This window comes from Aliivibrio sp. S3MY1 (assembly GCF_028765575.1).
In the GTDB taxonomy this organism is placed as follows: Bacteria; Pseudomonadota; Gammaproteobacteria; order Enterobacterales; family Vibrionaceae; genus Aliivibrio.
In genome coordinates, this window is the sequence record NZ_JARACO010000023.1 from 18,421 (window position 1) to 32,037 (window position 13,617).

Consider the following 13,617-nt stretch of genomic DNA (forward strand, 5'->3'; position numbering starts at 1 on the left):
TAAATAGCGTCATCATTTAATAAAATGGCTAATCACTTTGATTAGCCATTTTTGTACCTAATCGTAGAAAAACCTAACTGGATTTACGCATAACTATCGTAAAATCTTCATCTGCATAATCATCTATCAATTCACAATTAGGGCACAGACTTAAACAATAGTTAAGCACCTGCTGCGGATCATGCGCTTCTAGTAAAGTGGTCTCTTTAAAATGATGGCGGTTTAATAAATTAAAAACAACGATCTCTCCTGCCTTCTCATACATGGTTCTAATTACTTTTGCATGGTAGGTTTTGTTACGAGCTCGATAATTAAGAGAACCACTGGCGACCACAATATCCGCCGTTGGTAACTTAGTTGATGAAAAATCCCCTTTAATAAACGCGCAATGATGCTGATGCTCAAAATGTTGCTTTGCTTGTTTAATGAAACTCCCCTGCTGATCAACACCGGTATAAGACTCTACAGTGCAACTCATATCAAGAAAGGTTTTAAAATCACCATAACCACAACCTAGATCTAATACTCGTTTACCATCAAAATTAACGGCTTGAGCTATGGTTTTAAAACGTAGAAATTGAGATTCAGTCGAATTCCAACCTAATGATCTCGCATGATCACCTGCATATTGTTTCAGCCTTTCATCATGATAAAGACGAATACTCAATCTATCTAATAAGTGCATATGTTGTTTTAACCATTTTTATTCTTAAAATCATACGGCTTGAAGTGTACTCCTGATAATTCTAGTTTTCATCTACTTCTCTTTAGCTACTCGATATAAATATCATTTAATGATTACAATCCCTCTTAACCCTAAAAAACATCGCTGTAATTTCTTTATTTATGATTAAGAAAATATGGCGATGGTATAAACTCGTCCTCTATTCTCACTCATCTATTTGAGTCTTGCTCTATAATCAGTACAATGACCGACCAATTCTTTTAGAGCACCTTTTTAATCATGCCAAGTCCTTCTCTCTCAAAACAACTTTTTCAAATGACATGGCCAATGATGTTTGGTGTTCTTTCTCTAATGAGTTTTCAATTAGTGGATAGTGCCTTTATCGGCCAACTGGGCATACTTCCTCTTGCAGCTCAAGGCTTTACTATGCCATTACAAATGGTCATTATTGGTTTACAAGTTGGACTCGGCATTGCGACAACCGCAGTAATAGCACGAGTATTAGGTGCTCAACAAATTAAAAAAGCTAAGCAGCTTGCCGGATTAGTTCTCACTCTAGGCGCTGTAATGGTATTTATTATGTGCCTGTTTATTTGGTTTTCTCGAGGTTTATTACTTAATCTTTTGGATGCAGAAACCAATGTATTTCCTATAATCGATAGTTACTGGCCAGTATGGTTAGCAAGTTGCTGGGCTGGGGCTATGATCTATTTTGCTTACAGTGTGTGTCGTGCCAATGGTGATACAAAACTGCCGGGCTTAATGATGATGGCGACCAGTATCCTAAATATGATCCTTGATCCTATTTTTATCTTTCAATTTAACTTAGGCTTAAACGGTGCAGCTTGGGCGACGATAGTCTCGTTCACTATTGGTTTTTGTCTCATTCTGCCCCCTATTTTTAAACGTCATTGGATCTCTTTTTCATGGCACGATCTCAATATTCGGCAATCCATTAAAGAACTAAATGCAGTAATGGCCCCTGCAATGATGAGCCAACTTCTTCCACCTCTCTCTTCTATGATGGCAACGAAAATTATCGCAGGTTTTGGGGCTGCTGCAGTGGCGGGTTGGGCGATGGCTTCTCGCATCGAATTCTTTGCTATTGTCGTCGTACTTGCTCTTACCATGTCAATTCCACCAATGGTAGGAAGAATGTTAGGGGCGAAACAGTTCGATGATATTCAAAAGCTAATCAAAATCGCGACTAAATTTGTTCTCACTTGGCAGATTAGCCTTGCGATTCTTCTGTTCATAATTGCCAAACCACTCGCAAGACTACTAAGTACCGACAGCAATGTTAGTGATGTTATTTACCATTATCTATTATGGGTACCAATCAGCCTTGGCTCTTTAGGTATCTGCATGTTAATGGTATCAGCCTGCAACGCCCTTGGTGTGTCTATGCGCGCATTAGCGATTTCAACCCTTCGTCTGTTTATCTGTTTCTTACCCATGATATGGCTAGGTTCAAATTTATTTGGCTTGCATGGCATCTTTATGGGCGCACTCGTTGGCAATAGCCTCGCAGGGCTCATGGCATGGGTCATGTACAATCAAGCCATTCGCAAAATCCAAACAGACAATCAATATTAAGGGAATACAATTATGATACCTAAAAATAAATATAATTAATTAGTTTAATACTGATCTTGGTCAATTTTTACTAGATTTTATAAACAAGGATTAGCTGATACTCAATATATTATAATTCCTTAATGCAATGTTATAAAAATACCACACAAAATACCAATAAGGTTATGAGCTTGATGCGCTTTTGTACAACCGCCTTTATTTAGCATAAAAAACAGTCTACTTTTTCGATTACACACAAATAATCTGGACAAAAGTGTAATGCAGGTTTAATATAATAGAACAAACATTGCATTCACCAACAAAGTAAGGCTTATGACTTTTAATTTAAAAAATATATCTATCCGTTTCCAAATTTTATTACCTGTAATTTTAACCGCCTTATTATTATTAATTACATTAAATATAACAAATAATATTCTTGAGACACAAAATGAATCCGTAAATGACTACACTGATGACTTCATTTTTTATCAAAAGAAAATAAGTGATATTGATCATATAATATTCCCTCTACGAATTAATGCCATTTATGCCATTCATGATGAAACTCGTAGAGAGCGATTTCGTAACTCTTTAGCGAATGCTGATGAATCAATCAACCAACTTCTTACCGACCTTGAAAAAAATATCGCTTTTTCTAATGATATTAAAAATGCAAAAATATGTATTAATGAATATTTAAAAGCGTCATACACTGTGATGAATAGCCTAGAAGTAAAAGATGAAAGTGTCGATTCAATATCTGAATTTAATAATCTTGTTTCCAAGTATCACCAATATAGTGATAAAGCCATTAGATCTCTAGGCACACTCGCCACCAACATTAATACGTATTCAAATACACAGATCCATGATAGCTATGAGCAAAACACACAAGTAAAGAAACAAGCTGCAATCATTATTTTTATTGTGTTTTGTTCATCATTATCAATTGCTTGGTGGTTATCAGGCCTAATTATTACTCCTATTCAACAAATTCAATTAATTATTCGCCGATTAGCTGAAGGGGATTTAACTGTACGAGCTAATACCGATGGTAAAAATGAAATTGCAGCACTGGGCAAAGACATCAATACTACAACATTGCAACTACAAACTACGGTAGAAGCATTATCACGTATTAGTGAAGATGTTGCAGCAGCCTCTACAGAGCTTGCTGCTGTAATGACAGAAGCGGAAAATAACTCACAACAAGAATTAAGTGAAATTGAACAAGTTGCTTCTGCTGTAAATGAATTATCAAGCACTGCAAACAATGTAAGTGACAATGCACTAGCAGCAGATAAAAGCGCACAGGATACAAGCACATTAGCTCGCAATGGGTTAGAGATTTTTACGCAAAGCAACAAAGCTAGCGAAGAAATGAGCTCAGCTCTCACTGATGCTGCACTGGTTGTTAATCGCCTAAAAGAAGAATCAGAGCAAATTAACAATGTCATTGACGTTATTCGTGGTGTTTCTGACCAAACGAACCTATTGGCATTGAATGCTGCAATTGAAGCGGCTCGTGCGGGTGAATCTGGTCGTGGGTTTGCTGTGGTTGCTGATGAAGTTCGTCTACTCGCTGCTCGTACTCAAGAGTCAACCAAAGAGATTCAAACCATTATTGAATCACTGCAAGAGCAATCAGGTTTAGCTAATGACAGCATGCAAGCTAGCCTTGATAAACTTGAATTAAACAGAGAACTAACCACAAAAGCTGGCGATGCTCTATTAAGTATTACAGAATCAATTACTTCAATTAATGACATGAACACTCAAGTTGCAACTGCAGCTGAAGAGCAGTCTCAAGTAACTCAAGACATTAACCGTAATGTCGTAAACATGTCTGAGTTAGTAAACCAAAACGTGACAGGCATTAGCCAAAGTGCGAGCGCAAGTAATGAATTATCTCGATTAGCTGAACAACAAAAAGAGCAACTGGCGTTCTTTAAGTTATAATTTCTAGATAAAGTGTTGATATAATAAAAGCGGTAAGGCCACCCACCTTACCGCTTTTTCGTATCATCTAATTAGCATTATAACGTTACTTTTTTTACCATTCCGGCTTCTGCATGTCCTGGAATATTACAAGCAAACTCTACGTTATTATCACCATGGAAATGCCATGTAATTTGTTTTGCTTTACCAGGTTGAACGGTTACGGTACTGCCACTGTCATGTGCATGACCTGATGTCATCTTTTTCATCATTTCGCGATGTTCTAACTGCTCTGTTTCATTACCAATCGCAAACTCATGATCAATCTTACCTGTATTCATTATCACAAATTGAACGATGTCGTTTGGTTCAATCTTCACTTCTTTTTTGAATGTAATTTTCATATCATCAGATAAGATAACGTGTACGACTTTGTTTGGTTTCATACCTGTTGCTGGCATACCTACAGCATTCATATCCTTCATCGACATGCCTTCCATCTTACTCATATCCATGTCTTTCATATTCATTGAGCCGTGATCCATTTTACTGTGGTCCATCTCTGCCATTGCTGAGCTTGTGACTAATGATAATGCGATTGCTAATACTGTTTTTTTCATTTTATTTTCCTTTTTAGATATTTATTAATTGGCTTATCACTTAGAGCAATAAACCATTGATCTTTTAGGTTAAGTTAATTGGCACTATAGTTAATTACTTTGACACTGACGTTGTTTCCAGAGTTTAAATACGGCAGGAATAACAACTAATGTCAGTAACAATGCTGATACCATTCCCCCAATCATTGGCGCTGCAATTCGTTGCATTACTTCCGATCCCGTACCTGAACCATACATAATTGGAATTAGGCCAATAATTACGGTGAGCACAGTCATCATGACAGGACGAACACGTAAACCCGCCCCCTCCCCAATCGCTTGTGTTAAGTCTTGTTGAGTCGGTAAGTTATTTTTCTTATCAGCATTATTCTGTTTTTCATTCCATGCTTGGTTTAAATACACTAACATAATCACGCCTATTTCAACCGCAACACCGGCTAAAGCAATAAAGCCAACACCGACAGCAATAGAGAAGTTAAAATTTAAAATATGCATGAGCCACAGGCCGCCAACCATAGCTAACGGTAATGTTCCCATGATAATTAACACTTCAGAAATTCGCTTAAAACTAAGATAAAGAAGCAACATAATAATGCCAATCGTAATGGGAACTACCGTTGTTAAGCGCTCTTTAGCTCGTTCCATATATTCATATTGTCCAGACCAACCTAATGAATAACCTGCAGGTAAATCTAATTGTTCATGAACGACTTGCTGAGCTTCGTGAACATAAGAGCCCAAATCTCGACCATCAATATCAACAAACACCCAACCATTAGGTCGTGCATTTTCTGTTTTGATCATTGGTGGACCATCTTCATAACGAATATCAGCCACATCAGCTAACGCAATTCGAGCGCCATTAGCGGTAATGAGCGGTAAGTTTTGCAATTTAACGACAGAATCTCGATACGACTGTGGATAACGAACATTGATCGGATAACGCTCTAGCCCTTCAATGGTTTCCCCTACATTCATGCCACCAACAGCGGTTGAAATAACTTGCTGTATATCTTTAATATTCAATCCATATCGGGCTGCTTGGCGACGTTTTATATCTATGGTTACATAACGGCCACCAGCCACTCGTTCTGCATAAACCGAGGTTGTACCTTGAATATCGTTTAAAATAGGTTCTAATTCTGCACCGATCTTCTCTATGACTTTTAGATCTGGCCCCGCTATCTTTATCCCGATAGGGGTTTTAATCCCTGTCGCCAACATATCGATACGCGTTTTGATTGGCATTACCCATGCGTTCGTAATTCCGGGAAATTGAATCAATTGATCTAGCTCGTTCTTGATCGATTCAGTTGTGACGCCGTCACGCCATTGATCTTTTGGTTTAAACTGAATAACCGTCTCTATCATGGTCAATGGTGCCGGATCAGTCGCGGTTTCCGCTCGACCAATTTTTCCCCACACGGTATCGACTTCAGGAACGGTTTTAATCAGCTTATTGGTTTGTTGTAGTAACTCTCTCGCCTTACCAATTGAGATCCCTGGGTAGGTTGTTGGCATGTACATTAAATCACCCTCATCCAATGGCGGAATAAACTCACTGCCCATTTTAGAGATCGGATAATACGCAGAGCCCATAAGTACGATAGCAACAAGTAAAACCGTTTTAGGAAAACGTAAACTCACATTAAGTAGCGGACGATATAACGCCACTAATGTTTTATTAATTGGATTCTTATGCTCAGGTAGGATCTTTCCTCGAACAAAATAACCCATTAATACTGGAACTAAGGTAATAGCCAAACCTGCTGATGCTGCCATGGCAAAAGTTTTTGTAAAGGCTAATGGAGAGAACATCTTTCCTTCTTGACCTTCCAATGCAAAGACAGGAACAAAACTTAACGTAATGATAAGTAATGAGAAAAATAATGGCGTTCCCACCTCTTCCGCGGCTTTACCGATAACTTGCCAACGGTTCTCATCCGTTAATGGGGTTTTCTCTATGTGCTTATGTACGTTTTCTATCATTACAATTGCACCATCAACCATGGCGCCAATGGCAATCGCAATGCCACCTAACGACATAATATTGGCATTAATACCTTGCCAATGCATCACGATGAACGCGGCTAAAATTCCAACCGGTAAACTTAATGCTATAACCAGTGATGAACGAATATGAAATAAAAACAGAGCACAAACAATCGCAACAACAATAAATTCTTCTGCCAGCTTTTCCCATAGGTTAGATACAGCATGATCTATTAAGGTTGATCTATCATAAGTCGCTTTTATTTCAACGCCTTCAGGTAATCCTTTCTGAAGTTGAGCAAGCTTTTCTTTCACGTTAGCAATAACTTCACTGGCATTCTCACCAAATCGCATCACGATCACACCACCAACCGCTTCACCCTCGCCGTTAAATTCGGAGATCCCACGACGCATTTGTGGCCCGAGGTTAATGTCTGCAATATCACCAAGCAGTAATGGCGTTCCTTTATCTGTTACTTTTAATGGTAATGACTGAATATCTTCAATGCTGCTTAAATATCCTGAAGTGCGTACCATATGCTCGGCCTCTGCCACTTCAATGACGGAGGCGCCTGCTTCTTGATTTCCATCTTTAATCGCTTTATTAATTTGTTGCAGTGTTAGGTTATAAGCTCGTAATTTATCAGGATCAATTTCAACCTGATATTGCTTGACCATTCCGCCAACGGTCGCGACTTCCGATACGCCATCAACGGTTTGTAATTCATACTTTAAGAACCAATCCTGCAAACTGCGTAATTCAGCGAGATCATGCTTTCCTGTTTTATCTTGTAAAACATAACTGTATACCCAGCCCACACCAGTCGCATCAGGCCCTAATGTCGGTTTTGCTTCTGCTGGTAACTTCGGGGCGACTTGACTTAAGTACTCTAAAACACGCGAACGAGCCCAGTACATGTCGGTATCATCATTAAAAATAATATAAACATAAGAGTCACCAAAGAAGGAATAACCGCGAACGGTTTCAGCTCCCGGAACCGCAAGCATGGCTGTGGTTAACGGGTAAGTCACCTGATCTTCCACCACTTGCGGCGCTTGTCCTGGGTAACTTGTTTTGATGATCACCTGTACATCAGAAAGATCAGGCAGAGCATCTACTGGCGTATTCTTTACACTGTAAATCCCTGCTACGACTAAGGCGAACGTTGCAACCAAGACTAAGAATCGATGTTTTATCGACCAACGAATAATGGCAGGGATCATAATAGTTCCCCCTCTTTCTCTATCTCAAGCAGTTGATATTCATCATTTATCTTTTGAACTAGAAACTGAACCGCTTCACCTTCACGAAAAGAAACTAAATCAATCTCTTTATCAACCGAAAAATTCATTTCACCCGCTTTCCAATCCCATTGTGATACGGGTTTATGAGCAAAGGTGACCATACCAAAATCAGTCATAAGCATGGTGATATTGCCAGAGATCCAAACACTGTTTTCTGGTCCATTAATTCGGCTTAATTCTGCGGTTTTACTTGATTCTGAATCTAATAAGAATTGTGCTGATGTAACTACTTTATCGTTTTCTTTCAGACCTTTAACTATTTCAACTTTATTCGCAGCTTCACGGCCTGCAATGATGCGAACTGAACGATATTTACCTTCTCCTTCATCTAATACAACACGCTCCATACCATTTGAACGTATTACCGCTTGACGAGGTATTGTTAATACTTCCTCTTTTGTTTTAGGATGAATGGTAATGTTTGCGAACATGTTGGGCTTTAATGCACCATCTTGGTTATCAAATTTTAAGCGCATACGCATGGTTCGTGTTTTGGGATCCAAAATTGGATAAACATAATCCACTTCACCTTCCCATCGTTTCCCAGGGAGCGCATCGAGTGTCATCACCGCTTTATTGCCTGACGATAACCAATGAGCCTGACGCTCAAAAACTTCAGCATCTACCCACACATTTTCTAAAGGTCCCGCGCTTATCACAACCTGAGAAGGCGATAAATAGCCTCCTTCTCGAATATTAAGACTTGCAATAACACCACTAGATGTTGCTTTTATCTCTATGTTTTTATTTGCTTTACCTTGCCTAACAATAGAATTAATCTGCTCAATATCAACACCAAAAGCATGCAGTCGCTCTCTTGCACCTTTAACTAATCCTTTGCGGCCAGTGCGATACGCGTTTACTAATTCTTCTTGTGCTTTCACCAGCTCTGGCGAATAGAGCGTAAATAATACATCGCCTTTATTTACTTTTTCGCCAATCGTGTTGATATTCAGTTTCTCAACCCAACCCGCAGCCCGTACGTTGACTTGCCATAATTGACTTTCATCAAATGCGATGTAACCGACGGTATCTATATTTGGTGACAAGATCGTTTTCTCGACAAATGCACTTTTTACGCCGAGGTTATTAACCACGCTTGGATCAATTGTTACCGTTCCTGCTGGTGCTTTATTTCCTTGTCCTTCATCGGCATAAACCGGCACTAAATCCATGCCCATAGGGGATTTACCAGGCTGATCTCGACGATAATTTGCATCCATCGGAGCAACCCAATATAAAGGCTCACTTTTCTCAGCACCGACTTCTGAACTGTTATTCATCGTCATAGCCGCCATATCATGCCCTGAGTACAAGCTCATACCCGAAGCGCCAATAACGCCACCAATCACGATTGAAAGTAATGCTATTTTAACTGGTTTCATTATCTCTTCCTTACTGCTCTAATGGCGAAAATTGTGGCGCAGAAACGTGATAATCAAAGCCATTCAGATAAAAAGCTAAGTTACCGTATGTTTTATCTAAATCACTGAATAAACGTTGTTTTTCTAGTTCAATGCTCAGCTCATTACTGGCCGCTGAAATCACATCATTAAATTGTGCAGTATTATTTTCATAACCACGCTCAACGGCACGAGTTCTCTCTTTTGCTTGAGGTAATAAGGTATGGTTATAACGAGAAAGACGCTGCTCAAGATTGTTTTTATCAACCAATAACGCATTTACTTTTGCGTTCATTTGACGAAGTAATACGTCACGTTGTGATTTTGCAGCGCCCACTTGATATTGCGCAGCTGCATAGTTTTGGTCTTGACGTTTATCGGTAAATAGCGGGATATCCATGGTCACATATGCACTCACCAAATCAGACGCAGGTTGTCCACCCATACCATTCGCTTGACGATAGCCATACATCACTTCAACACCAAACTGAGGTGAATAAGATTCATTGGCAATATCCACTTTGGTTTTGGTTGCCATGATTGTTAACTTACTCATTTTAACGGTTGGATTGGCACTTAATAGATCATAAAACTCCGTATCTTGAGGAGATTTACTCGCTAATAATCGCTCTAATGTCGACCACTTCAATGGCTGTATTTCTTTTGATTTTTGATCCGATAAATCAGGTAACCACTCACTCAATTGCGCATAAATTCGCCCTTGTAACTGACGATTCATTTGCAACTTTTCATCCAATTGACTCAATTGAAGCTGAGCTTGTAGCAAGTCCTGACTTTCACTTTTACCAATCGAATAATTGGTATTAATGTAGGTTTCCATCTCTGACAGTAATTGACGATTCTCATGTAAAATCGCCTCTGCTTTTTGTAAATATCCCAACTCAATCCAACGTTGAGTAATGGCATTTGCCACTTCTAACTCACGAACTTGAACCTGCATTACTAATACATCAGCTTGTTGACCCGTTTGCTTTTGTTGTAAGTCTAAGCTTGATCCTCGACCAAATTTTTGCATTAATCCGACCGATATATTGGTCATAGGGTCTTCATCAAATTTAAAACTGTCCACTGGTAAACCACCAAAACCGACTTTTAGCGTAGGATCGGCAAGCGTTGAGCTTGCGATACCGGTAGATCGAAGTGCTTGAGATTGTGCGTATATTTGCTCTCTACTTGCATCCGAAGAAAGTGCTTGTTCGATAAGCTGTGTTAGCTGACTTTCTGCCATCACTTGATTTGACATCATTAAGGCGATCGCAGAGGCTAACCACACTTTAGTAAAGTGTTTACGTGCTGTATTTTTCATGGAAATATTCCAATAACGGCATGATCGTAAAGATAGATCAGAGCCATGATTAAACCTGAAAATAAGAGATCTTATTTAGCGTATTGTTTAATAGGTATAAATTGGAATTAAGCTATTGGAGGTCGATATAAAGAAGAAGATGAGAATGAGCGAGGCTGTTCATTATAAAAACTATATTTGATAGAAAAAACTAACGAATTGATCTGAGCATTCAAACCAATTGGTAAAGCGTAAAGCGATACTGTACATACTGTTTTGCAGCAGTTATCACCTTGATCAGAGCAGTGATCGTTATTGTTCATCGGCATCGATGACATATCACACTGTAAATCACTACTTTGAGACTCTTTTGGTGAATGACAATCAGGCATGCTGTCACTCATAGATGATATTTTCATCTGACTTTGAGGCATTGCCATATACATGGTCATTGCTTCCATTTTCACTGGATAGCTGTAAGCAACACTAGATAGCACTAATGCCATCAGCGTAACGCTTGTCACAATCCATTTAGAAAAAGAAGAAACCACTATAAATATCCACATAGTCAGAATTAAACTGATACTAAGGCTTCCACTAAGGGTAAGGTCAATGATTTTATGTGAAAGCTCTCCCATTTATGAAAACATCCAATACAAAAACCTCAACGAATTAATCTAACTCATATATTTTGTTAAAAGTCCTTGATAGATTACGCAAAAAATTAAGGATGTTATTTTAATGGAAAACTCTCAAAAAATCGCAAGCTTAGAGCTCGGAAGGCTTATTGCTCTATTTGCGATTATTGCTTTGCACTCACAAGTATTTATGACGTATCTACTGATGGATGATATTCCCGTCTTTGGCTATGCTTTTAACCAATTCACTCGCTTCGCGGTTCCTTTCTTTTTCATTTTATCTGGTTATTTTATTCAACCTAAATTAATGCATGACCCGTTAAAAACAATCCAATCTTACTGTGCACCTTTATTAAAAATATGGCTAGTATGGAGCGCGTTAAGTTTAGCTCTGCCTTTTCATTGGAAGAAAGTGGCTGAGCATGGTTATTTAACAGAGCGTACTGGTTATTGGAATTGGCTTACCCAAAATCCTCTTAATGCAATCATGGAAGGGGGAATGGTACATTTATGGTTTATTCCAGCTCTTATTATCGCCGTTGCTATTATTGGTTTATTCGTTCATTTTAACAAAGCAACATGGCTTATTCCTATTGCTGTTATCTTGTATTTATATGGACTTGCAGGCGGTAGCTACCAAACTCTCACCGATGTTTGGACTCCGTTTTTTACTCGAAATGGCCCTTTCTTTAGCACTTTAATGGTAGTCATTGGATTTGAATTAAGAAGAAGATCAATCACGCTTTCATCAACTAAAGCGACTCTCTTATTGTTGACTGGTTTTGCCATTCACTTTAGTGAAGCGTATTGGTTAACAACGTTTGATGTACCATTTAACTTGCATGACTTTTTAATTGGTACACCACTCATTGGCATCGGTCTGTTTTTTCTATTGTTATCTAAGCCACGGCTTGGTCACCACCCTATCACCTTCACGTTAAGCAAACATGTTCTTGGTATTTATGTATGCCACTTACTTTTTGTGGTTGTGTTCTTAAACATTACCGGAATGATGGGACTGACTTTAGCACTAAGAGATTTTGTCATTGTGTTTGGAACAGCTGGAGCCGCTACTTTGTTTGTTTTAGCGATGAATAGAACACCGCTGCGTCGATTGTTATTTAGATAATAAAAAACAGATGCATTCGCTTCTGCGATGCATCTGTTTTATCTCACGGCTTATTGAGTTAACTTAATAGATCAAATGCCTTCTTGGCCTCATGACTTGCCATTACGCGACCATGACCTAAACCTGTTGTTGAATACAGCGTTACAGATCTAATATGCTCAGACGCTGATTTTGAAAGATCAAAACTGGTAAATCGATCTTCTTTATCATGCACAATGATTGTTAGCGCTTCTCTTTGCATTAATCGTTGATACGGATTAAAACTATCAATAGAACGTTGGTATTGCTCTTCTATATCCCCGACAATCGCTTTAAATAATTTAATTGAGTATCCCGAACGCTCAATACTGCGGAATAAATTCTCGGTATAGTTAAGTACTGGTGCAATTAACAATAAAGGCGCATTATCCAACTTTACATGATGACACTCCAACACAGCTGCCGTTCCCATGCTATGTGCAACGACACCCACCACATCATCACAAAAATCTAATACTGCATTTAGGCCTTCAATAAACGCAGGTAAATGGGCATCTTTTCCCTCACTCTCACCATGTGCAGGGTGATCAAAAGCCACGGCGGTAAAACCTTGAGCAGCAATGTGATCCATTAATGGATAGAATTGACTTGAATTCCCCGACCAGCCATGGGCCAATACCCAAGTAGGGCCAGAGCCAAGTTGATAAAGAGTAAGTTCACCTTCAGATGAGTTCAACTTACTCTTTATTAACCCTTCAGGCTCAGCGTTTTTTGGCTTGGTTCTTACTGGGGTCAATAGTAATTTACGCCCCATCTTCTTTGCATGACTTGGGAGCAATAAGTGATGCAAACGAGTTACTGCATTTAAAGAACGGCGCTTAAAACTAAACTTGTTCTCTGTACCAAAATAAATTTCCTGACTCATGAGTACGTCCATTTATATTTTTTATTTGTTAATCTTATCTAACGTATCCTCTTTGTCGATAGATCACTTTAAAATTTAACAATTAGATCACAAACTCTATTGTGTAATCTAAAAATACG

Annotated in this window: 10 protein-coding genes; 3 read left to right on the forward strand and 7 right to left on the reverse strand. The window is 38.8% G+C overall.

What is annotated here, in order from left to right; translation table 11 throughout:
- Nucleotides 1–73 precede the first annotated feature (73 nt).
- A complete protein-coding gene (locus PVK62_RS13920; RefSeq protein WP_274445377.1) occupies nt 74–685 on the reverse strand; it encodes a class I SAM-dependent methyltransferase in 612 nt (203 codons plus the stop codon).
- Nucleotides 686–964: 279 nt separating this feature from the next.
- Between PVK62_RS13920 and PVK62_RS13925 the strand changes: the two genes are divergently transcribed.
- Together PVK62_RS13925 and PVK62_RS13930 are read left to right on the forward strand one after the other, a co-directional pair.
- Entirely contained in the window at nt 965–2,281 is a 1,317-nt protein-coding gene (locus PVK62_RS13925) for an MATE family efflux transporter (RefSeq protein ID WP_274445375.1), read from the forward strand.
- A 312-nt stretch (nt 2,282–2,593) separates the two neighbouring features.
- On the forward strand, nt 2,594–4,222 hold the full coding sequence (locus PVK62_RS13930) for a methyl-accepting chemotaxis protein (protein ID WP_274449460.1): 1,629 nt from the start codon (nt 2,594–2,596) through the stop codon (nt 4,220–4,222).
- A 77-nt stretch (nt 4,223–4,299) separates the two neighbouring features.
- On the opposite strand, the gene copI is transcribed toward PVK62_RS13930, so the two are convergent.
- The 5 genes from copI to PVK62_RS13955 form a co-directional block, all read right to left on the reverse strand.
- Nucleotides 4,300–4,821 (reverse strand): copper-resistant cuproprotein CopI, encoded by a 522-nt coding sequence (copI, locus tag PVK62_RS13935; RefSeq protein WP_274445193.1) that lies wholly within the window; start codon nt 4,819–4,821, stop codon nt 4,300–4,302.
- A 90-nt stretch (nt 4,822–4,911) separates the two neighbouring features.
- On the reverse strand, nt 4,912–8,037 hold the full coding sequence (locus PVK62_RS13940) for an efflux RND transporter permease subunit (RefSeq protein WP_274445192.1): 3,126 nt from the start codon (nt 8,035–8,037) through the stop codon (nt 4,912–4,914).
- A complete protein-coding gene (locus tag PVK62_RS13945; RefSeq protein ID WP_274445191.1) occupies nt 8,034–9,503 on the reverse strand; it encodes an efflux RND transporter periplasmic adaptor subunit in 1,470 nt (489 codons plus the stop codon). Before PVK62_RS13945 ends, PVK62_RS13940 begins: the two co-directional genes overlap by 4 nt.
- 10 nt (nt 9,504–9,513) lie before the next feature.
- Nucleotides 9,514–10,848, reverse strand: a complete 1,335-nt coding sequence (locus PVK62_RS13950; RefSeq protein ID WP_443111777.1) for a TolC family protein — start codon at nt 10,846–10,848, stop codon at nt 9,514–9,516.
- A 107-nt stretch (nt 10,849–10,955) separates the two neighbouring features.
- Nucleotides 10,956–11,465, reverse strand: coding sequence for a hypothetical protein (locus tag PVK62_RS13955; protein WP_274445190.1), 510 nt, complete (start codon nt 11,463–11,465; stop codon nt 10,956–10,958).
- Nucleotides 11,466–11,568: 103 nt separating this feature from the next.
- Between PVK62_RS13955 and PVK62_RS13960 the strand changes: the two genes are divergently transcribed.
- Complete coding sequence (locus tag PVK62_RS13960) at nt 11,569–12,594, forward strand: acyltransferase (RefSeq protein ID WP_274445189.1); 1,026 nt, start codon at nt 11,569–11,571, stop codon at nt 12,592–12,594.
- 58 nt (nt 12,595–12,652) lie between these two features.
- Here PVK62_RS13960 and PVK62_RS13965 read toward each other — a convergent pair whose 3' ends face one another.
- A complete protein-coding gene (locus PVK62_RS13965) occupies nt 12,653–13,498 on the reverse strand; it encodes an alpha/beta hydrolase (RefSeq protein ID WP_274445188.1) in 846 nt (281 codons plus the stop codon).
- Nucleotides 13,499–13,617 lie beyond the last annotated feature (119 nt).